The organism is Nitrospira sp. BLG_2, assembly GCF_049222245.1.
This window is the reverse complement of record NZ_JBLYIG010000367.1, coordinates 1-21,934: the sequence shown is the minus strand read 5'-3', so window position 1 is coordinate 21,934 and position 21,934 is coordinate 1. Positions and strand designations below refer to the sequence as shown.

Here is a 21,934-nt window from a genome sequence, read left to right as displayed (position 1 = left end):
CTATCATTCCCCTGCCGAGTTTGAAGCACGGGCGGCTGTCGCGTAACCCGGTGTCCACGGAATTAGGGAGGGTCAGTCGCGAGTGATCGACTGGTGGGGGAGTGTCACTGAGTGGGGTCATGGCGACGTCAACGGGCTATCGTTTAGCTGAGACTTTTATGGACGATGCTAAGATGACTCTTCGCCAGAGTACTCGTGTTCTGCCTGATTTACCAGGTTAGTCGACCTCAACGTGGCAAAGCAACTCGTGGGCTAAGCAGAGCGGGTGCTCCTCCATCAGTTATTTCCTGACTGATCGTTATTCCCACTAGGAATATTTTTCACTAGGCTGGTAGGAATGGCCCAGTGCGATCCTGCCATGATCCGCTGACTCGCTCCGTCCTCTTTATAGCGCAATTCAACTCTCATTATCCCTGAGGAAATTCATTAGTTTATGCTCGCACATTGGTACTTATCCTCCCAGGGTTCTGCTTGCGGACTGGCACAAGGGTTGCTGTCCCTCTTCCGAGAACAAAAGGAGCAGGCAGTATGAATCGAGGGATCTACCCCATCTTGTCCGGAGCGTTGGCCCATGAACGGCGGATGCAGGTCTTCGCGAACAATATGGCCAACGTGAATACCGCGGGTTTCAAGCAAGACGAGCAGGCTTTCAAAGCCATATTTCCACGATACCACGCAGTCGTTCCTACCGGCGGCCAAACCATGGGATTGGCTCAACAGATCATGGCCAGACCGTTTGGGCCGACTGAGCGCGCATTTGTCGCGCCGCACCGGATCAAGACGACATTCGAGCCGGGTCGCATCCGACTGACCGGCAATCCGCTGGATGTCGCCATTCAAGGCCAAGGGTTCTTTGAAGTACAGACGCCTCAAGGGCTTCGATACACCCGCAACGGCATGCTCTCGCTGGACAATCAACGCCGGCTCGTGACCGGATTGGGTTATCCGATAATGGGGGCGAAGGGGGAAATCAAGATTCCTCCCGGGAAATTGGAGATTACGACACAGGGAGCCATCAAAGTGGATGATAAACCTGTGGCGACAATCAAAGTCATGGAATTTGCGGATGATGACATGCCGCAGAAGTCATCGGACGGACTCTTTTTCTCTGAGAAAGGCACAGTGGCCAAAAATCCTCAGATTCAGGTCGGACACATTGAAGAATCCAATGTCAATTCCATCGGCGAGATGGTGAAGATGATTCAGGGCATGCGCAACTATGAATCGACGCAAAAGCTGATTCAGACGCTTGATCGGATGGCTGAGGTCGCGATTCAAGACGTAGGTCGGGTGCTATGAGACGGAAGGCGTATGACCGATGGCGTATAGCTGATGGCAAGGCCAGGTCCAATGGGAGAGTTCTTGCTATCAACTATAGGCTGTCAGTTCTTCCTTGGAGGATTCTATGATTCGAGCCATGTGGACAGCGGCGACCGGAATGACGGCTCAGCAGATCAACGTCGATACCATCGCCCATAACCTCGCGAACGTCAACACCAGCTCTTTCAAACGCAGTCGCGCTGAGTTCGCGGATCTGCTGTATCAGATCCAGCGACTACCGGGCACGAACGCATCCAACGTCGGAGTCTTTCCAGTCGGTATCCAGGTGGGAGCCGGAGTTCGTCCAACAACGGTGTCGAAAGAATGGCTCCAAGGAAACATGCGCCAAACGAACAATGAACTGGATTTGGCGATCGATGGCAACGGCTTTTTCCAAGTGTCTCGTCCAGACGGAACGATCATGTACACCAGAAATGGTTCCTTCAAACGTGACAACGTGGGCAACCTTGTGACGGGTGACGGCGATCTTTTGAATCCGGTCATTACGATTCCTTCGGGTGCCTTGAAAGTGGATATCGGTCAGGACGGCACTGTCTCCGTCTTGCTTCCGGGAGTCACTCAGGCTTCCCAAGTCGGGCAAATTCAACTCACACGGTTCGACAATCCTTCGGGCTTGGTCGCCATGGGAAATAATCTCTTTATCGACAGCTTTGCATCAGGACCTCCGACGCAGGGGACTGGCGGCTTCACGACCGGATTCGGCACGATCCAGCAGGGATTCTTGGAGAGCTCGAATGTCAACCTTGCCGAAGAAATGGTCAACATGATTATCGCCCAGCGAAGTTACGAGATTAACTCCAAGACGATTCAGGCTTCCGACGAAATGATGGCTATTGCCAATAACCTGAGACGATAAGGAGCGCCTCATGTTCGGATGTTTACAGATCCTGATCATGCTCCTTTTACCCGGAGTCTCCGACGTGACGACAGCAATTGCCGGATTTCACGGCGAGCCTCGCGCGACTTCGCCGGTGTCCCCGAGTCGGATTCCTCGGGCGTCCGACATTGTTACCGGCAGAGCAGCTATCAGTGAGGTCAATCCCGATCGGATTATGAAGGTCATTCAGAAGCATTTGGAGAGCGAGTGGGGGCGCAAGGTGAAAACGGTGCATGTAACGGTTGTGGAACCCGCTGATCCGGTGATGATCTCCGGCGGGGCGGTGGAACTCCATATTATCCCCAATCCTACGGAAGAAGGGCTAGGGCGGCGCAGGTTTCACGTGGAGGCCGTGGCCAATGGGAAACCTCGGAAGACGATCCAGGTAGTGGCAGATATTGCGGCGATGATCGACGCGGTTGTCCCTGCCCGGTTTCTTAAAGCCGACGAACTGATCGAGATGGGAGATCTCAAGACTGTCGGAATGCGGGTTCATCAGGTGAACCATCCCTTCATTACGGATCATGGTGAGATCGTAGGAAAGAGCGCCTCTCGGCCTCTTCCTCCTGATACTCCGTTGCGCGCCGCATTCGTGAAGCTTCCGTTGGTGATCAAAAAAGGGGACCGGGTCCTTATCGAAGCTCGGCGAGGGGGACTGTCGATTCGAGCCTATGGTGTGACGAAATCGAGCGGACAGGTCGGGCAGACCGTCATGGTCGCCAATCTGGATTCCGGCAGGGAATTGAGAGCCAAAGTGGTAGCTCCCAGTCTCGTTGAGGTGGAGTTCTAGCAGCATGCTGAAGAAGTCTGCCAGCGGCGCTCTCGCATTATGTTGAACAGGTGGCGTATCTCGTGAAGCGTGAAGCGAACATAGAACAGCGGGAGAGAATCCTGGGTACTGTGGCCTTGCCCGTGGAAAGGCGCGCGTTGGCGCGCCGGGGTTGGATGGGTGAGATTAGGAGCCTTGTTGAGCATCCTGCGCAGCTAATTGGTGTCATGCTGCTGCTGCACGGATGTTCGACTCCGCCGAATGTTTCGAGCAAGGTCGTCGTGGCCCCATTGCCTCCCCCCAAAACGGTAGGGTCCTTGTGGCAGGAAGAGAATGGGCGAGCCTATCTCTACGAGGATCTCCGCGCCATGCGTATCGGCGATATTCTCACCGTGAAGATCGTCGAAAAACATAAAGGATCAAAGTCAGCGGATACGGAGGCCCAACGCGAGTCGAATATTAGAAATAGTCTCGTGGGTAGCGCGATGGGTTATATCGGAATACCGGGCATTCGATTCAGCGATGAAACGAGACGGGGGATGGGAATTGATGCCAGCGCCAATAATAAATTCGGTGGGAAAGGCGCCACCAGCCGCGAGGGAACTCTGACGGGGACCATTTCCGCGATCGTCACCGAGGTGCTTCCCAACGGTGATCTCCGTGTCGAAGGGCGCCGTGAAGTGACGGTCAACAGTGAAAAGCAGCTGATGAGCATCGGCGGCATCGTGCGTCGAGTCGATGTCGATACCAAGAATACGGTTTTGTCATCCGCCATTGCCGACGCCAGAATCGAATATTCGGGTCTCGGTGTTCTCGACGATGTGCAGCGACCCGGCTGGTTCGTCCGCATTCTCGATTGGGTCTACCCGTTCTGAGGAGGGAATGGTGCATGACAGCTTCGCAGAGGCGCCCGACAATGAGAAGGGGTATCTCCAAGCGACGCCCATTGAATCTCATCACTCTGCAGATGATGGTGCGGAGTGGAGTCGTACGGCGGGCTGATTTTGATCCTCCTTCCTTTGGACACGGAACGCAATTCCATGTGCTGGATGATGTTGACCGTCACTCGGTGAAAGAAGTGGTCTCTGAGCAGGGGTGGCTGGCGCGCCTTCTGCTTGGTCGTAGATCGCAGTATTCCGTTTTCAAACGTTCGTAGCGACTTTGGGGGTATTCACGCATGTTCCCACGGCTTGCTCCGGTCTTCAGCGCGTTGATACTGGCAGGTTGCCTGTTGGTTCCTCCCAGCGCCGATGCGGTGAGAATCAAGGATATCGGCGCCATTGAAGGCGTGCGCGAAAACCAGTTGATCGGCTATGGGTTGGTGGTGGGTCTGGACAGCACCGGCGACCGAGTGATCGGTGGACAGTTTACGATTCAGGCGATGATGTCCATGTTGAACAAAATGGGCGTCAATCTAGTGATCGATCCCATTCAGCTACTGACCAGAAACATTGCCTCAGTGATGGTCACCGCCAAACTTCCCCCATTTTCAAAACCTGGGATGACGTTGGATGCAGTCGTGTCGTCGATGGCGAACGCCAAAAGTCTGCAAGGCGGTACGCTCTTGCTTACGCCTTTGAAAGCAGCCAATCAGCAAGTGTTTGCAGTCGCGCAGGGGCCGGTCTCAATCGGTGGTTTTCTCGGCGGGTCGGGAGGACCTGGAGGAGCGACGGTGGTCAAGAATCATCAGGCGGCCGGGCTAGTTCCCGGTGGAGCCATCATCGAGAAAGAGCTGCCGGTCAACATCGACTCGTGGGAAACGGTTTCCGTACTCCTACGGCAACCTGATTTCACAACCGCCATCAGGACGGCCGAAGCCATCGAGAGTGCTTTCGGGAAAGGCAGTGCATTAGCCGTGAATGCCGGATCCGTGAAGGCTACGATTCCTCAAGCTTTCCAGGGCCGCGTCGTGGAGTATATCGCCTCGATCGAGGGACTCGACGTGGCCGTCGATTCTATAGCCAAAATCGTCGTCAATGAACGGACTGGAACAGTGGTGTTGGGAGAACATGTACGTATTTCAACATGTGCAATCTCTCACGGCAATCTCACTATCTCGGTAAAAAATACGTTGAACGTGTCGCAGCCGCTGGCGCCGCTTATCGGCTCTTCCGCGGGCCAGACTACCGTGACGCCGGATGTGCAGACAGAAGTAAAAGAACAGGAATCGCGGCTCATGGTGGTGGATGAAACAGTGACATTGGGGGAGGTGGTGCGGGCTCTCAATGCAGTAGGAGTGACGCCACGCGATCTTGTGGCCATCCTTTCAGCTCTCAGGTCGGCCGGAGCACTTCAAGCTAATCTTGAAATAATATAAATAGCATATGGATTTATAATGAATATTTATCATAGTGGAAGCCGTTCAGAGCCAGCTGTTGCATCATATAGACACCCTGATTTTGCCATAGGTTCTATTCATCCTAATCTTCATGTGAACCATTCAATATCGCAGGACGCTGTTAAGGAACATCAGCAAATGGTCGAAGTTGGACGGCAGTTCGAGGCTTATTTTGTCTCGTATTTACTGAAGGTGATGAGAGATACGGTTCACGAAGGATCCATCACCAACAAGCAAGGGGCTTATTTTTACTCATTTTATGATGAAGAGATTGGGAGGCGGGCGGCCGAATCCGGGGGAATCGGCATTGCCAAGATGGTCCAGGAGTATGCCCAACAATATTCCGTGTCTTTTTCCACGAAACACTCAAGTTCTTCAGGGTAGGAACCGATAAGGAGCTCGACCGGAGTAAAGTCTATAACCTCTCAGGATGGTCGCTGGGAGATAAAGAGCCGGGGAAGGAGCGGCAACATGCAGATTTCAGGTCATGGGAAGGTGGACCACCTCGCAAAGCTGTTGCTCGGGGTGCAGGAAACTGAGAGTTCAGGGGGGCGACGATCGGATGCCCGCGCCCAGGTAGGCAAGGATGAGGTCCAGATTTCCGCCCAAGCGAAGGAACTTCAGCGGATTCGGGAGTTGACCAATCAACCTGACCCTGGACGGACTGAACATGTGGAGCACGTCAGGCGCGCTCTTGACAGCGGCACGTACGATGTCAGTGGCCGAGCGGTTGGAGATGCCCTCATTAAACAGGTTCTGACCGACGCCATACTATAACATCCGCTTTTCAGGCTCCTGAATACTCACTCGCCGTAGTCCTCCGATCCTTCCTCCGAGGAAGAGGAGGTGGACGGCGGAATGCAGCGCCCGTCCAGAATCACAAGGAGTCTGTATGCCTATGTCCACGTTTTTGCCGGCGATCACCCAGCTCTGCCGCTTGCTGCGCCAAGAGGAGGAAGCCTGTCATCAGCTGCTTGAGACGGTCCACGCAGAGCGAGTCGCTATCCGGACGTTTGCGATCACTGAATTCCATTCCATCAATTGTCGTCGACTGGCTATTCTAGAATCGTTGCAATCTCTTGCCGATGAACGGCAGCAACTTATTCCAAAACTGTTGGCGCACTATGGCCTTCAGCCGGTCACGACATCGATCCAGGAACTTATTGATCATGTCAAAGACACGGCGTCAGAGGACTTACGGGCGACTTATCGAAGCTATATGACGATAGCCAAGACCGTCCGCGATGAAATCAAGCAGAACGTGGTGCTCATCGAAGGCATTCGCGGCGTGGTTGATCAAGCGTTGTCGACCGGCACACCCGTCGCCCCAGGAAGGGATCTTTACACAGCCGATGGACAGTCGTTCGTCGCAGGCCGTGTCAACGTGCTCATTCATCAGCAGGGTTAATCATGATCGGTCTCACCTCTCTCTTTGACATCGCGAGAAGCGCGCTCACGACCTCGCAACAAGCCCTCGCCGTCACGGGGCATAACGTTGCCAATGTAAATACGCCGGGATATTCGAGACAGGAAGCGGTGCTCACCGAGCGGCCGCCGCTGGACGGGCAGCCCGGGATGGCGGGGACCGGCGTGATGGCCACATCTATCAGGCGGTACACGGATCAATTCATCAATCGGCAGCTTACGACTGTCCAGCAGAACCTTGGACGCTTGTCGGTGTCGCGAGAGGAGTTGTTCCGGCTGCAGAATTTGTTCGGAGACAGCAATAATCAAGGCATCGCCGCCCGAATGAACGACTTTTTCCGTGGCCTGCAAGATGTATCAACCAATCCAGGTGAACTGGCGGCCCGCTCTGTCTTGTTGGCGAACGCCAGACAGTTGGCATCGAGCGTGAATCAGGTGTCTTCCGACTTGGTGGTGGCGCGACAATCACTGAATTTTCAGGTCCGTCAGACAGTGACGGAAATCAACAGCCTGTCGAACCAAATCGCTGAACTGAACAGCCAAATCATCAGGGCCGAAGTGGCAGGCCAGAATGCCAACGACCTACGAGATCAACGTGAGTTGACGTTGAACGAGTTGGCGACGCGTATCGACATCACAACCGTGGAGTCCGATACCGGCGCTCTGACGGTCTTCGCCGCGCGGGGCCAGGTGCTGGTGGAAAGTGGCTCGGTCCGGCAGTTGACGGCAGTCGAAGATCCGGACAATGACGGGCTTTTCTCGATCGGATATTCCACCGGCGGCACACGCCCCTTGAGTATCGATGCACTTATCTCGAACGGCCGCTTACGCAGCCTGCTGGATGTCCGCGACACGACAGTCCGAGACCTGGAAACCTCATTCGACCAGCTGGCAGCGACGTTGGCCAACGCCGTGAACATCATCCATCGACAAGGGTATGGACTTGACGGATCGACCGGACGTGATTTTTTCGGTCCGGTGGCGGTGACCACGCGGGCTGTCACGGCCAATCAGGGAGCCGCGGCGATCAGCGGCGGTGCGATCACCTCAAACGAGCTCCTTACGTTTCATGACTACGAGATCCGATTCTCCTCGGCGACCGCCTATTCCATCGTGGATGCGACCACCGGGGCCACGATTCGCGGCAACTATACCGGCACGGCGATCACTGCGCCTTCCGTGGACAATCCGCTGTCCATCGTGACAGGGACGAACGACACACTGATGGTGACCGTCGATGGTGTGGTTTCCGGGACGATCACGCTCGCGGGCACCGCAAGCCCGGGCTTGTCGTATACGTCGGGGACGGCCCTCGCGCAGGAAGTGCAGGGTAAGATCAATGGAGATGTCACGCTGCAGGCAGCTGGAAAAACCGTCGCGGTGACTTATGACACCACGACCGGTCGCCTGATCATCACGTCGAACGATACAACTTCCTCATCGGACGTCAATGTGACCGGCGGCACGGCCAGAACGGCGCTCGGATTGATCGCCGGCACCGGCACGGCGGCTTCCGGCACGTATGCGAGCCCGACCACGTTGGCATTCGATGGTCTCAGTGTGACGTTGTCCGGCGCAGCGGCGGCGGGAGACGTGTTCGAGGTCGATTCATACGGTCACGCGGCTCGCGATCTGGCGGTCGTACTCACGAATCCGTCGTCTGTCGCGGCCTCCTCGACGAGAACGGGCATTCCAGGCAACAACACGAATCTCCTCTCACTGGTTGCGCTCCAGCACCAGCGGTTTGCGAGCCTGGATGACGGTACTTTGCATGACGCGTATCGGGCCGTCGCGGCGGAGCTGGGCGTTGCCGCGCAGGCGGCCGATCGTGAACAGGAAGCGAAGGAGATTCTGAAGGATCAGATTGAGACCTTGCGCGCGCAGGTTTCCGGCGTGTCTCTCGACGAGGAATTGGTGAATCTCATTAAGTTCCAACGGGGGTTCGAAGCAGCCTCGCGACTGATACGTATCACCGACGAGATGTTCCAAACGCTTTTGTCGATCAAACCTTAGTATCGAGGTTTCCATGCGGGTGACAGAGCTGCAGACCTTCGGCGTGCTCACGAATAACCTGGCCCGAGCGCGCGCGCGGGCGCTGGAGTTCCAGCAGCAAGTGTCGACCGGCAAGCTGGTGCGCCAACCGTCCGATGATCCAAGCGCGTTCAATCACATCGCGTTGGACAAGGCCTCGCTTGCCGTGATCGAGCAACGGGAACGGAATATTGTATTCGGGCAGACGAGGCTGGATCTCTCCGACAAGACGTTGAGCCAAGCGATGGCCTCGCTGTCCCGTGTGCAGCAGCTCGCGGTACAGTTCCGAAGCGATACGAACGGCGCAGTCGAGCGGACCATCGGCGCCAAAGAAGTGCGACAATTGTTCGCGCAGCTCCAGCAGTCGGCCAATACAGAGCTGAACGACCAGCGGATTTTCACCGGCACCAGCACGCATGGACGGGTAACCGGGCTTGCGATGACGATACCCGCGACTCTGACAAACGGCAGTAACGATACCCTTATCGTGGCCGTGGACGGGACCACGTCAGGCACGATCGATCTGACGTCCGGGACAGAATCTTTGACGGGTCCACAGCTGGCGGCACGTGTGCAAAGCCGCATTAACGCCGATACGGCTCTGGTCAATGCCGGAAAGAGTGTAACGGTCACGCTTGAAATGGATCACCTCGTCATTGCATCCGATTCGAACGGCTTGCAGTCCGCGGTCCGCATAACCGGAGGCTTGGCCAGAAACACACTCGGATTAGCGGGCGGCAGCGAGACGACCGGCGGCGCGCCGTTCGCGCTTACTGCAACAGTCGCTTCGACCGTCGGCAACACCGGCGGAGCCCTGGCTGGACATGGACGGGTTGTGGACGACAACACCGCCACCTTGGACGACTATCTGATCCGGTTCACTTCAGCTACGGCGTACGATGTATTGAACGTGACGGTTCCGGTGACCGCAACGCGCGGGTCGTCCAACGCCGGGGGCGTCGGCGTGAGAGACGCCGGGATGGTGAATGCGGCAGCGCTTACGTTGCACGACTATCAAATCCAATTTACGTCTGCAACGCAGTACTCGGTGATCGACCAGACGACCAGTACGACGCTGTCGTCCGGCAACACCTATGTGTCGGGCGAGGCGATTTCATTCGCCGGCTTGCGTGTTGTGTTGGCAAACGGCCAGCAAGGAGGGCCTCAAACCGGGGATGCGTTCTCAATCAGTCTGTCGCCCCGGAACGTCCTTACCAACCAGACTTACGCATCCGGGAGCGAGATCAGCTTCGACGGCGTCCGTGTGACGCTCAGCAACGGAACGGGGGCGCCGGCGAGCGGCGATCTGTTCTCCATTGTCTCAGGTTTGCAATACCAGGGGGACGCCGGAGTTCATGCCATCGAAGTTGGAACAGACCAGACGGTTCCGACCAATGTCGCCGGAGATCGGGCTTTTACTGCGGGTGGAGTGGATATATTTTCGGGAGTCAAACAGCTGATCAGCGCGTTGCGCGGCAATGATGGGCTGGGTATCAGCGACGCCCTAGGCGACTTGAACCGAGGGGTGTCGCAAATAGCCGCGGTCCAGGGAGAAGTAGGCGCGACATCCAATCGCCTGACCACAAGCGCTGCACAGCTTGAGGAGACCAAAGGCTTCTTCCTCCGGTCGCTCTCGGAAACCGAGGACGTCGATCTGGCCAAAGCCATTTCAGACCTGACTCTGCAGCAATTTGCGATCGAAGCGGCGAGCAGGACATTGAGCAAGGTATTTGAGAACTCATTGTTGAATTATTTATGAGTTTGCGCGTGGCGCTCTTCGGGTTTGTTCGACCGATGGTATCGGCACCTTTGTGACGTAAAGTTTCTGTCCGGGTAGGCCGAAAAGGGGTGAAACTCATACCTCTTGCCGAGGAAGACCGGTATGCTGGTACTCAGCCGTCGCCGTGGAGAAAGTGTCACGATTGGTCCGGACATCCGCGTGGTCGTGCTTGGGGTGAATAGCGGCCATGTCCGCTTGGGAATCGAAGCGCCGCCGGCTGTTGCGGTCCATCGGGAAGAAGTCTACGTGAGAATTCAAGAGGAGAACCGATTAGCGGCGAAGACTCACGTGGTACCCATCGATGCATTGCGTCGCTTGATCCCTGTCAAAACCCGGATGGCTTCGTGAGGACATGATCGTGAAGTGCGCATCGACTCGTTTTGGATCATTCGAAGTTCGCGACGAAAGCATCCTGACGTTTCCTTTGGGGCTGCTCGGTTTCCCGGAGCAGCAGCGATATGTCATTCTGGATCACGACACCGAGGCTCCCTTCAAATGGCTTCAATCCGTCGAAGAACCGGCCCTGGCGTTTGTGATCATGGATCCGGCCCTGTTCCATCCAGCGTATCATATCGACGTTCCCGCCGACGCCTTGGTTGAAATCAAAGCTAGAGAGAGAGAAGATTTGGCGCTGGTTGTGATCTTAACCATTCCATCGGATGATCCGGGTCGGATTACCGTCAATTTGCGAGGGCCATTGATCATCTGCCATAAAACCAAACTCGGGAAGCAGTTGGTGCTCTCGGAAGACTTTCCCACCCGGCACCCGTTATTTCCCGTCTCCGGACCTTCATCGTCCGAGATGGCGCAGGTCTCTCACTCTGTAGAATGTCGGGTCTCGCCGGGCCTTCCCCCCCACTGTTCTGATATTCCTGTGGTTCGCTGATCTCCTGACACCTAAAATCTTATCTTCTTTTTCAGCCCTGACGTCGGAATGATTGCTTTCTCCGAAGAAAAGCGGTAAGCACATCGCTGGGTTAAGCCGATCGTCGGTTTGAGAAGCATATGGGCATGCGTACTCTCTTCCACGACAGGGACTTCGTGTAAGATTCATGTCGCTGCCACCATTGATGGTCCGAATGTAGCACGACAAGGGCGAAATCGGAATGAGTGAGCCAACCATCATTTGTCCAAGCTGCAAGACGGAAATCAAGCTGACCGAATCGCTTGCTGCGCCCCTGATTGAATCTACACGCCGGGACTACGAAAAGCGCTTGGCTCAAAAAGATGTGGAAGCGGCGAAGCGGGAGGCCGAGATTCGCGTACGCGAAGAGGCCATTGCGAAAGCAAAAGAGCAGCTCGACGAGCAGGTAGCGGAAAAGATTCGCTCCGAACGCACCAGAATTGCAGCTGAGGAAGCGAAGAAAGCGAAGCTCGCATTGCAAGCTGATCTTGATCAGAAGACCACGGAGCTTGCTGACTTAAACGCGCTGATGCAGGAACGCGAGGCAAAGCTGGCCGAGGCACAGAGAGCGCAGGCCGATCTGCTTCGCAAACAGCGAGAACTGGACGATGCCAAGCGTGAGCTGAACCTGACAATCGAAAAGCGAGTTCAAGAAGGGCTCGCTGTGACAAGGGAACAGGCTAAGAAAGAAGCCGAGGAAGGGCTAAAGCTTAAAGTCCTGGAGAAAGAACAAACCATTGCCTCAATGCAGAGGCAGATTGAAGAGTTGAAACGGAAAGCCGAGCAAGGATCACAGCAGCTTCAAGGCGAGGTTCAGGAATTAGAATTGGAAGCGCTGCTCCGGGCAAAGTTTCCACGGGACACCATCGAGCCTGTCCCCAAAGGCGAACATGGCGGCGATGCGCTTCAGCGTGTCATGGGGTCGAACGGGCATCCCTGCGGGACAATTATCTGGGAATCGAAACGCACCAAAAACTGGAGCGACGGTTGGCTCGCGAAGCTTCGTGAGGACCAACGCGCTGCCAAAGCGGAAATCGCCGTCATTGTCAGCCAATCCCTTCCCAAAGAAATTGAAACATTCGGGGTGATTGAGAATGTGTGGATCACTCATCCGAAAACGGTGCTCCCCCTGGCGCACACGCTGCGGCACACCCTCATCGAGGTCGGTTGTGCCCGTCAAGCATCTGAAGGGCAGCAGACCAAAACAGAAATGATCTACCAATACCTGACCGGACCACGCTTCCGTCATCGAATCGAGGCCATCGTCGAAGCCTTCTCCACGATGCAGGAGGATCTCGACAAAGAGAGAAAGGTAATCATCAAACAATGGGCAAAGAGGGAAGAACAAATTGAGCGGGTGATGCACGCCACGGCTGGGATGTATGGGGATCTGCAAGGGATCGCGGGGAAGACGATTCAAGAGATAGAGGGACTGGAGTTACCTTTGCTAGGAAGTGATCCGTCAGAGCAACTTCCAATCCCGGAATAGTTTGGAATCGTGACAGCAAAGCGGACATATGAGAGGGGCGCGGAATGGAGGCAATGGGATCTCCATATTCACTCACCAGCGTCCTCACAGCCAGCCGTATATCCCCTCATGGACTATTTGGACGTTCGATGGTTGGTTTGCTCTACAAAGAAAGTGGAAAGAAACGGCAACTATTTATGGTGACTCACAATCCCAATTTGGCCGTAGTATGCGATGCGGAGCAGGTGATTTATTGCTCATTTGATCGGAAAAAGTCGTCCAAAATTACATACGTGTCAGGGGCAATAGAAAACCCAGTGATTAACGTCCATGTTGTTAACGTGCTCGAAGGTACGAAGCGTGCTTTTGACAACCGCCGTAGTAAGTATCACTAGCTGAACATGGGCAAACAGAAACTCGAACTTACCTGGATTGGAAAGGAGAACCGGCCGACCGATGGTGTTACGGGACCCAGGCTGATTCTCACTGCAATGGAGGGAAGGGGCGTGTCATGAATCGCGAACGCCTGTTGTCGGTATTGCGCGTGCATCTCCAGGAGATGCAAAGACTATTTGGAGTAAGGCGCCTCGCGCTGTTTGGTTCAGCCGCTCGCGATGAAATGCGCCGTGACAGCGACGTGGACATCCTTGTGGCATTCGAGGTCGCACCCACCTTCGACAACTATATGGATCTGAAAGCCTATCTAGAGCGTCTGCTAGGAACAGGCGTCGATCTTGTCACCGAAGCAGGCCTCAAAGCGCGCATGCGTCTGATTATTGAAAAGGACCTCGTGCATGTCGCGTAACTGGATCTTACTACCTCGATGACATCTGGAAAGCGCCCGAAAGATCCAATGCTACACAAGAGGGCTCACGTTTGAGCAATTTCAGTCCGAAGACATCGTTTTCGATGTGGTGGTCCGCAATCTTGAGATCATAGGAGAGGCAGCAAAGCATCTCCCGCCTGAGGGACGAGCCATGATGCCTGGTGTGAATTGGTCAAAAGTGGCGGGCTTCCGTGACGTCATCGTTCATGGGTACTTCGGCCTAGATGTTCATGTGATCTGGGATGTGGTGCAGTCGAAGGTTTCGGCTCTCATCCCATCAGTAGAAAAGGCAACCCAACAAGTGAAGGACCAGCGATCGTGAGTGGTGCTATGCGGCTGTCTCGGTGATTGGTCGATATCCCTGTCGGTAGGATTCAAGGATACGGATGAGCCGTGCGACTTCGAGTTCGAGCTGCGCGTAGACGGGTGGGGCGTCGTGGAGCGCGTTGAGGCGGCCGACTGCTTCGAGACGACCGGCGGTGAGCGCGACTTCGGAGGCGCAAAGATTTCCGGCGGTGCCCTTGAACGTGTGTGCCATTCGCTCGACGGCGATCGAGTCGGCATCAGCCAGCGCCGTTCTGATGTCAGCCAGCATGGTCTGGTGGCGATCGAGAAAGAGGCGCACGAGTTGAGCGAACAATTCGCTGTCGCCGCCGATGTTCTGGTACATTTTGGCAGGATCGAAGATTCCTCGGGCCGGGTCGGCCGTTGTGGGAATCGAGAACTGTTTCCCGTGGATCATCACATCGGGCGGTGCGGATGCCCAACGTGCCAGAGCGCTCCGCAGTTCGTCCAGTTTAATCGGCTTGGCGAGATAATCGTCCATCCCGGTTGCCAAGCAGCGCTCGCGATCGCCCTGCATCGCATTGGCGGTGACCGCGATAATAGGTATGTGCGGAATCGATTGTAGCGCCGTTTCTGAACGGTTCGCGCTCCCATCAGGGGAGTCGCGCGATGCGACCGACACTTCACGTTCTCGAATGCACCGGGTTGTCTCAAATCCGTCCATGACGGGCATCTGACAATCCATCAGGATGACGGCATAGTTTCCCTTGGCGAGCGCAGTCAGCGCCTCTTTGCCGTTTTCGACGACATCCGGCTTGTAACCCAGTTTTTCGACCATCCGCACGACGAGCTTCTGGTTGACGATGTTGTCTTCCACGACCAAAATGCGCGGATGTTGCGCATTCTCCGCGACCATATGCCTGGTGACGAGCTGAGGCACGAGGGCGCGTGTTGGCGTGTCCTTCGGCGCTTGGCCCTCGGGCAGGCCGAGCACGGTTTGTAGACAGTCGCGTAATTCATCATGGCGGATAGGTTTCGGTAAGTAACCCATCGCACCGGCCTGACGGGCCTGCTCCGCATGACCCCGCTGCAGCATCGAGGTCATCACGACGAGGCGAATCCCGGATCCTGCCGGGTGATTTTGCAGCTCTCGTGCGAGCTGCAACCCGTCCTTTCCCGGCATGACGACGTCCAAAATCGCGAGATCGTACGACCTTCCGCGCTGCGTTGCTTCCGCGACGCATTGTAAAGCCGATACGGCATCCTCCGCGAGGTCGTCAACCATCCCCCAACCTGATACCAGATGGTGAAGGATCACACGATTCGATTCGTTATCATCGACGATCAAGACACGCTTTCCGGTGAGATCCCCTGTCGGAAGAATCGCTCGGGGAGAATCGGCCTGTTTTTGGAATCGCGCCGTGCACCAGAAGGTGCTGCCCTGTCCCTCGATGCTGCGCACTCCGATCCCTCCCCCCATCAATTCCACGAGTTGTTTGGAAATTGAAAGGCCAAGGCCGGTCCCGCCATATTTTCTCGTCGTGGAGCTGTCTGCCTGCACGAACGGACGGAACAGTTTAGCTTGGGTGTTCCGATTAATTCCGATGCCGCTGTCCGTGACTTCGAAACGAATGACTGCGGCGTCGGGTAGGTCTTCTTCGAGATAGGCCTGCAGGGTCACCCCGCCCTTGTCGGTGAACTTCACTGCGTTGGCTACCAGATTGGTGAGGATCTGACGCAGACGGCCGGGGTCGCCTTTGAGCCCTGTCGGAACCGACGCGTGTACAAGTCCGGTCAGTTCTAGTCCTTTCGTCTCCGCTCGCTCGGCGAATTGGGCCAACACCTGCTCCACCGAGGTTCTTAGATTGAAGTCGAGACACTCCAGCTCCAGTTTACCTGCCTCGATTTTGCTGCATTCGAGCACGTCGTTGATCAGTTGGAGCAGCGCTTCCCCGCATTGCCGAATGGTCTCCGCGTAGGACTGTTGTTCTGATGTCAGGGAGGTCTCCATTAATAGGCTCGTCATACCGATCACGCCGTTCATGGGGGTACGTAGTTCGTGGCTGACGGTCGCGAGAAACGCCGTCTTGACGCGCGCCGATTCCTTGGCCTCGTCCAAGGCTTGGTCCAAGCGGCGGTTGCTCTCGCGAAGCTGGTCGGCGGAGAGTTGGAGCGCCTGTTGGGTCTTATGGACGCTCGTCATGTCAGTGGCATAGCCCCGCACGATGCCATGAGTGGTAACGGGGCAGAAGGTCCATGAAAAATTGGCTTCTGGGAGCGCAACGGCCTCATCACGAATCACATGGCCTGTTGCGAGACAGCGTTGCACGATGTCCGGAAGGCTGCGTGGGGCGACGTTGGGAAATCCTTCGACGTTGTATCCGAATTGAGTGAGCAGGGAGATCATCGCAGGATTGGCATACAGCAGGCTCATATGCCGGTCCAGTTCGATCATCGGTAAGGGACTTTCTTCAGAGATTGCGATCAATCGATCGCGATCCTGCTTCAATTCCAACTCGTGGGACAAGTCTCGAATGCTGATAATTAATACAGCCATCCCATTGAATGTACTGGGCGCGCACGTCCATTTCACCGGAACGGGGTGAGTTGTCCTCCGCAAGAGAAGATGCTGTGTGACGGAAGTCGGGCGGCGGTTCTTCAGCACGTCGTTCAGCTGCGCTGTAATGGTGATTGGATCGGACTGGGTGAGCATCGACCACAGGGACGGAAACGATCGGACAGTCGAGGATGGGAACCGTGGTCCAAGCAACCGATGGCCTTCCCCGTTAACGGCCAATACGGAGAGATTACTGTCAAGGATGAGGGTAGCCAACGGAAGACCTTCAAGAAGGTCGAGGCACACGGAAGCCGTAGAAAGAGGAGCTGTAGGTCGCCGTCGGGGGCGTTTGCGTTTCCGTCCGGGCGGTTTCATCACGCGGCTCGTGAGAGGGCTTGGTCCAGGTGTATGCCGATGTTGACACGCTCCCGGGCCGGGTCTAGAACGCGCAGCACGGTTCGGACTGTGCGGTCTGGGGATGGCGTCGCCAGGTCCACTTCAATCGGCGTCGTATAAGAGCCTCCTTGCGGATCGGTCGTGACCTTTACCACGGGTTTAAGTCGTTGCTGGGGGTTGACTCCGACGACGACCGCCTGTTCGCCGGTATTAAGCCTGACTAGACTCCCGACCGGGTAGACTCCGATGCTCCGAATCATCAGCTCCACGAGAGACTTTTCGAAATGTCCTCGTTCTCCGGCCAAGAAGAGTTGCCGAACGGCATCATGTGGAATCATGGCCGGATGCGCGCCACGCCGACTGACCATGCCGTCATAAAAATCGACGATGCCGACGATCTGCGCGGGGCGAGAAATCTGATCATGGCCTAGACCGCCTGGAAATCCGCTTCCATCGGCCCTCTCATGATGCTCCCGGACGATGCGTAGGACATCCTCATGCATGCCTGGATGCTCGGAGAGGAGTGCGACGCCAAGTGTGCAATGCTGTTCGAGAAGAGTCTTATCTTGTCCGCTGCATTCATTCCGATTACGAACGAGATTGCGCGGGAGGCGGACATATCCCGCATCATGGAGCAATGCGCCCATGCCGACCTGTTCTTGGGTCAGTCGATCCAGTCCGCTTTCAATGGCCACCACGAGCGACAAGATGCATGCATCCAGTGCATGAGCCGTCAAGGAACGGTCGAACTGCTTAATTTTCTGAATGGCGACTTGAGTAACCATTGCCGCGCGGTCGCTGAGAACGTGTCCCAACACGTTTAACACGATGGCTTTAGTCGCTTCAGCAGACGGAGGAATTCCTCGCTCAAGATCCTCGAAGATGCGCTCCACCGCTTCCTGAGCTTCTGCATAGATCACGGTGACGGAGTGATCCTCAGGTTTCACCTCAGACGTACGTTCGGCCTTTTGCTCGGGAGGAGCGGAGACATCCGGGTCGGTCGCGTGCCGGCTTGCAGCGCGCGCATTCATTGAGGGTTGCGACGGCAGATCTAATCCTTTGCTGGTATCGATGGTCACCATCTTGATCCCATGCTGCTTCATGAGTTGGATGGTTTGCAGATCCTTGATCAGCCGCTTATGGGAGAAGAACGGGGTTCGGTACCAGGGGACATCCATCTCTATGATAAACATGCCGGGGACGAGCTGTTCGATTGAGATACGTTTTGTCGCCATAGGTCTTTGGACTCCAGGATAGAAAGGTCTCCGCTCGGACTTGCCGAAAGAAGAGACATTTCAATGGTGTTATCGGCCAAGCTACGCCGAACTTGATCGTTGTCCGTGAATCATGACGGGTTCGAATCAGTTCTAGGCCGATGTTCTCCATTGTGTCTGTTTTACCCTCAAGATTCATCTGTAACATTCCGATAGGGATCATCAGAGTCAATTCATATCGGTTGTATCTTGGGGCGAGGGTATGAACGAGATTGCCGTGTCTGTCCCGCCAGCGCCATCATTTTTATCGGTCGGGTTGTCGCTGAAAATTGCATTCACGTGTGATCAACAGAAGGTCACGTGCGGCACGACGCTTCTCGGCTGGAAGGAGCACGCATGGCTTGTGTGCGAATGGCCGCTTCAGCTCGGCCATGATCGGCGGATTGCGGGCGGCACACCGTGCACGGTCAGCTACTTCCATGAAGGCAAACTGGTGGGATACCGCAGCGAAATACGAGAGGTAATCATTTCGCCGGTACCGCTCCTTTTCATGGCCTATCCAAAAGCGGTGGAAGAAATGCATCTCCGAAAACATCTCCGGGTGCCGGCGAACGAACCGCTTTTGTTGATGCGAGCTGATCACGACGACAGCTCAAAATCCGTGTTGCCTGCCTGCGACTATGTCGGTGGTTTGTTAAAAGATCTCAGCGAGAGTGGATGTAGTGTGCTACTGGTGCGAAAGCCCTCTTGGCTGCGCCTGGGAACAACGGTTCGCATGGAGTTCGAACTTCCTGGACTGGGACATATCACGAACTTGACGGGGGTGGTGAAGAATATCGATATGCGGCATGGAAATGGGATGATCGGCATCGAGTTTCGATTCAACAAGCTCGAGTACATCGAATATCGGGGGTGGGGCGGATCCGTCCGTCAGGCAGTCGAACAATGTGTTTGCCGACGATATCAGGGAAACGATTTGCTTGGAGCCAGGTAAGAACATCGCAGCCCGCATTCCTTCGGCAACCGGTCAAGACTTTCCTCGTGCTACTCGATCTTGATCGGCAGAATTTTCCCGGTCAGCGCCCACACTGCGTAGTCACCGATCATTCTCTCGGGAATATACTCGTCTCAGGTCGAACGCGGATGGCACGGATCTTGATGATTCCAGCAGGAGTTCGGTCACGAGGCCGTTACGGATATCCGGTGCACGCTCCCCAACAGCAGAACCATGCAGTGGTCGCATCCGTCAAACCGTATCATTGTTGCGATGGGTTGAAGCAATACCGTTTGGAATTCTTTCGATGACTCGAGGTATACGATGAAAGTGTTGTTGATACCGCCGACATACCGTTATACGACCCAGTATCCCTCTTTCTTGGCGCCATCGGATTTTTCATGCGGATTTGCTTATGTGGCCGCCACGTTGAAAGCCGCCGGTCATCAGGTTTTCGGATGCAATCCCAACAATGCTCCCGGATATGGCTCGGCCTTTGACATGATGCATGACAAGGTTGCGCGGGCCATCGCGACTACGAAGCCTGATCTTATCGGTATCGGGGGGATTTGCACGGATTTCTCCTTTCTGCGGGATGCTTTGCATGTGATCAGGCACTATGCCCCCTCCGTGCCCGTGCTGATGGGTGGGTCGATCGTCACGTACGATCAGGAGTTTATCCATTCGGCGCTTAAGCCGGACTATTCCCTGGCCGGGGAAGCCGACGACACGGTCGTGATGCTCGCCGATGCTTTGGAACGGCAGGGGGACCTCGATGCCATCCCCAACCTGGCTTACCGGAAACAAGAACGGCTGTTTTTTACGGAAAAAAATCTGAAATTCGGCCGAGATCTGAATACCCATCCGTTTCCGGATTATTCGATGTTCGACATTGAAGGCATGCTTGAGGCGTCGTGGGCGGCGCGTCCGATCTATCGATTCTACAGGGCGGATCCCAAAATCATGCCGATCGTGTCTGCGCGTGAATGCCCTTTCGCTTGTACATTCTGTCTTCACGGACACGGGGGGCGAGCGAAATATCGGGCCCGCACGACGGAGAACGTCATGGAGGAGATCAAGCACCTCTATGAACGCTATCCCTTCAACATTCTGATCGTGCTGGACGAATTGTTTGCCGTTAATAAACAAAAATTAGAGGAGTTTTGCCGGATCCTGATCGACTATCGGGAGCGGCACGGATGGGATTTCGATTGGCTGTTCCAAACACACGCGAATGCCCGGTTGAGTCTGGAGTCGCTTCAATTGGCAAAACGTGCAGGGTGCACCTATTTCAGCTATGGCTTGGAAAGCGCGAGCCCGCGCGTGCTCAAGAGCATGAAGAAAGGAACGCATCCGGATCAGTATGCGGAAGCGATTGCATTGGCGGATCAAGCCGAAATCGGGTTCGGCGGCAATTTCATCTTCGGCGATCCGGCCGAAACTCCAGAAACCATTTCAGAGACTTTGGACTTCTACAGGAAATATTGCGCGGATAGCCATTGTTTCATGAGCAGCATTCAACCCTATCCTGGCAGTGCGTTGTATATTCCCTGTCAGGATATGGGCCTGATTCCCGACAAATTGGCCTTTTACAAAACGATCGACCAGGTTCCGTTCAATATGACCAAGATACCGGATGCCCAATGGATCGGATATCTACGGGCCATCTATGCGTTCGACAGTCTGCCGTTCTGCAAAACGGTGGACGTCACTCGGATTCTTCAGCGCGCCGTTCACAATCGCATGACGCTGGGGGGCGCTCGTCGATTCTGGGAGCTATTTGCTGAGTGTCCGCATTGTACGAGAGAAATCTCCTTTGTGGAGTTGACGGATCCTGGCCAGGTACCCACTCATGGTCTGCAAGTCATCACGGGTTGCCCACATTGTTTTAAGCGCTTGCGTCTTAACGTTCCGGTCGCCAAGGACAAAGGGCTGTTGTTGCCGGTCGAAGAGGAGACATCGGACGAGGCGATTCAAGCTGCGATCATGCAACCCAGGGGAGAAGAAGGCGGTGTCATCGAAGAAACGAGGGTACAGCGGCACTCGCTGCCGCTCCGCGAATTTTTGGACCGAATGGTTTCGATGTGTGAACAGGGATCGCATCGTGAAGCGTTACGGTACTACGAACGCAACCGCGGCGACTTCATGCCGGATCCTGCGTTAGCGGAGTTCGACCGGATGGTGGAGACCCTTCGTCAGAAACTGGCGGCCTAGTCGGGGCACGGGACGTTCATGGTGAAGCCCAGAATCCTTTTGGTGCAATTGGAATTCGGGACATGGGATCGGGCCAGAGCCTGGTCCTACTTGGGAAACTTTTCGGTTGAGGACGGCCTCCGTGCCAACGGCTGTGAGTGCGTGACGATTCCGGCGCTCTGCGACATTCCGGACACCTCGCCGTCATCCTGGCTGCATCATGCGAAAGACCTGCTGGCCGGACAATGCTTCGACCAGGTTTGGGTATGGCTGGTGCACAATCGGTATTCGGAAGCGTTTCTTGGGTGGCTTACCGGACTGGCGCCGGTGCGGGTCGGTCTCATCATGGAATCGTTGCGGTATAGCGATGAAGATTGTCGGCGTTGGCCGCATTTGCGGGAACGGGCCGGGCTTGCTGAACGGCAAGTGAGCTATATGACGCACGTGCTGACTGCGGACGAGCACGATGCTGAGATGTTCAATCAAGCCGGTTTGGTTCAGGCCTTATTTTGGCCATCGGCGGTGCCGTCCCGTTT

At 55.5% G+C, this 21,934-nt stretch carries 20 protein-coding genes and 1 pseudogene; 19 read left to right on the top strand and 2 right to left on the bottom strand.

Annotated features, from left to right (window positions below; translation table 11 throughout):
• The first annotated feature begins 528 nt into the window (after nt 1–528).
• From ACOSYY_RS10190 to ACOSYY_RS10120, 16 genes and pseudogenes are all read left to right on the top strand, one after another.
• Nucleotides 529–1,299 (top strand): flagellar hook-basal body protein, encoded by a 771-nt coding sequence (locus tag ACOSYY_RS10190; RefSeq protein WP_421662209.1) that lies wholly within the window; start codon nt 529–531, stop codon nt 1,297–1,299.
• Between the two features lie 106 nt (nt 1,300–1,405).
• Nucleotides 1,406–2,197: a flagellar basal-body rod protein FlgG gene (gene flgG, locus ACOSYY_RS10185; RefSeq protein ID WP_421662208.1), complete on the top strand. Its 792-nt coding sequence runs from the start codon at nt 1,406–1,408 to the stop codon at nt 2,195–2,197.
• A gap of 10 nt (nt 2,198–2,207) precedes the next feature.
• Nucleotides 2,208–3,008: a flagellar basal body P-ring formation chaperone FlgA gene (gene flgA, locus ACOSYY_RS10180; RefSeq protein WP_421662207.1), complete on the top strand. Its 801-nt coding sequence runs from the start codon at nt 2,208–2,210 to the stop codon at nt 3,006–3,008.
• Between the two features lie 62 nt (nt 3,009–3,070).
• Nucleotides 3,071–3,862, top strand: coding sequence for a flagellar basal body L-ring protein FlgH (locus ACOSYY_RS10175; protein ID WP_421662205.1), 792 nt, complete (start codon nt 3,071–3,073; stop codon nt 3,860–3,862).
• A 302-nt stretch (nt 3,863–4,164) separates the two neighbouring features.
• Nucleotides 4,165–5,304, top strand: a complete 1,140-nt coding sequence (locus ACOSYY_RS10170) for a flagellar basal body P-ring protein FlgI (RefSeq protein WP_421662204.1) — start codon at nt 4,165–4,167, stop codon at nt 5,302–5,304.
• An 18-nt stretch (nt 5,305–5,322) separates the two neighbouring features.
• On the top strand, nt 5,323–5,709 hold the full coding sequence (locus tag ACOSYY_RS10165) for a rod-binding protein (RefSeq protein ID WP_421662202.1): 387 nt from the start codon (nt 5,323–5,325) through the stop codon (nt 5,707–5,709).
• An 87-nt stretch (nt 5,710–5,796) separates the two neighbouring features.
• A complete protein-coding gene (flgM, locus tag ACOSYY_RS10160) occupies nt 5,797–6,102 on the top strand; it encodes a flagellar biosynthesis anti-sigma factor FlgM (RefSeq protein ID WP_421662201.1) in 306 nt (101 codons plus the stop codon).
• A 121-nt stretch (nt 6,103–6,223) separates the two neighbouring features.
• Nucleotides 6,224–6,733 (top strand): flagellar protein FlgN, encoded by a 510-nt coding sequence (gene flgN, locus ACOSYY_RS10155; protein ID WP_421662199.1) that lies wholly within the window; start codon nt 6,224–6,226, stop codon nt 6,731–6,733.
• 2 nt (nt 6,734–6,735) lie between these two features.
• Nucleotides 6,736–8,763 carry a flagellar hook-associated protein FlgK gene (gene flgK / locus ACOSYY_RS10150; RefSeq protein WP_421662197.1) on the top strand — a complete coding sequence of 676 codons (2,028 nt, stop codon included), beginning with the start codon at nt 6,736–6,738 and terminating at the stop codon, nt 8,761–8,763.
• 13 nt (nt 8,764–8,776) lie between these two features.
• Nucleotides 8,777–10,540: a flagellin N-terminal helical domain-containing protein gene (locus ACOSYY_RS10145; RefSeq protein ID WP_421662196.1), complete on the top strand. Its 1,764-nt coding sequence runs from the start codon at nt 8,777–8,779 to the stop codon at nt 10,538–10,540.
• A 123-nt stretch (nt 10,541–10,663) separates the two neighbouring features.
• Nucleotides 10,664–10,909, top strand: coding sequence for a carbon storage regulator CsrA (gene csrA / locus ACOSYY_RS10140; protein ID WP_421662194.1), 246 nt, complete (start codon nt 10,664–10,666; stop codon nt 10,907–10,909).
• Nucleotides 10,910–10,919: 10 nt separating this feature from the next.
• Entirely contained in the window at nt 10,920–11,447 is a 528-nt protein-coding gene (fliW, locus tag ACOSYY_RS10135) for a flagellar assembly protein FliW (RefSeq protein WP_421662192.1), read from the top strand.
• A gap of 220 nt (nt 11,448–11,667) precedes the next feature.
• On the top strand, nt 11,668–12,954 hold the full coding sequence (locus ACOSYY_RS10130; protein WP_421662191.1) for a DUF2130 domain-containing protein: 1,287 nt from the start codon (nt 11,668–11,670) through the stop codon (nt 12,952–12,954).
• 149 nt (nt 12,955–13,103) lie between these two features.
• Nucleotides 13,104–13,328, top strand: a pseudogene (locus ACOSYY_RS20415) (hypothetical protein); the annotation flags it as partial.
• Between the two features lie 116 nt (nt 13,329–13,444).
• Nucleotides 13,445–13,738, top strand: a complete 294-nt coding sequence (locus tag ACOSYY_RS10125; protein WP_421662190.1) for a nucleotidyltransferase family protein — start codon at nt 13,445–13,447, stop codon at nt 13,736–13,738.
• 25 nt (nt 13,739–13,763) lie between these two features.
• A complete protein-coding gene (locus ACOSYY_RS10120; protein WP_421662211.1) occupies nt 13,764–14,081 on the top strand; it encodes a HepT-like ribonuclease domain-containing protein in 318 nt (105 codons plus the stop codon).
• A gap of 6 nt (nt 14,082–14,087) precedes the next feature.
• Here ACOSYY_RS10120 and ACOSYY_RS10115 read toward each other — a convergent pair whose 3' ends face one another.
• The gene (locus tag ACOSYY_RS10115) at nt 14,088–16,877 is read right to left on the bottom strand and encodes a response regulator (RefSeq protein WP_421662188.1); all 2,790 of its coding nucleotides are present in this window, start codon (nt 16,875–16,877) and stop codon (nt 14,088–14,090) included.
• Nucleotides 16,878–16,975: 98 nt separating this feature from the next.
• A complete protein-coding gene (locus ACOSYY_RS10110) occupies nt 16,976–18,232 on the bottom strand; it encodes a cyclic di-GMP phosphodiesterase (protein ID WP_421662186.1) in 1,257 nt (418 codons plus the stop codon).
• Nucleotides 18,233–18,488: 256 nt separating this feature from the next.
• Here ACOSYY_RS10110 and ACOSYY_RS10105 point away from each other — a divergent pair, with 256 nt between their 5' ends.
• From ACOSYY_RS10105 to ACOSYY_RS10095, 3 genes are all read left to right on the top strand, one after another.
• Nucleotides 18,489–19,205 carry a flagellar brake protein gene (locus tag ACOSYY_RS10105; RefSeq protein ID WP_421662185.1) on the top strand — a complete coding sequence of 239 codons (717 nt, stop codon included), beginning with the start codon at nt 18,489–18,491 and terminating at the stop codon, nt 19,203–19,205.
• A gap of 324 nt (nt 19,206–19,529) precedes the next feature.
• Nucleotides 19,530–21,419 carry a B12-binding domain-containing radical SAM protein gene (locus ACOSYY_RS10100; protein WP_421662183.1) on the top strand — a complete coding sequence of 630 codons (1,890 nt, stop codon included), beginning with the start codon at nt 19,530–19,532 and terminating at the stop codon, nt 21,417–21,419.
• A gap of 18 nt (nt 21,420–21,437) precedes the next feature.
• A partial coding sequence (locus ACOSYY_RS10095) for a hypothetical protein (RefSeq protein WP_421662182.1) occupies nt 21,438–21,934 on the top strand: 497 nt, incomplete at its 3' end.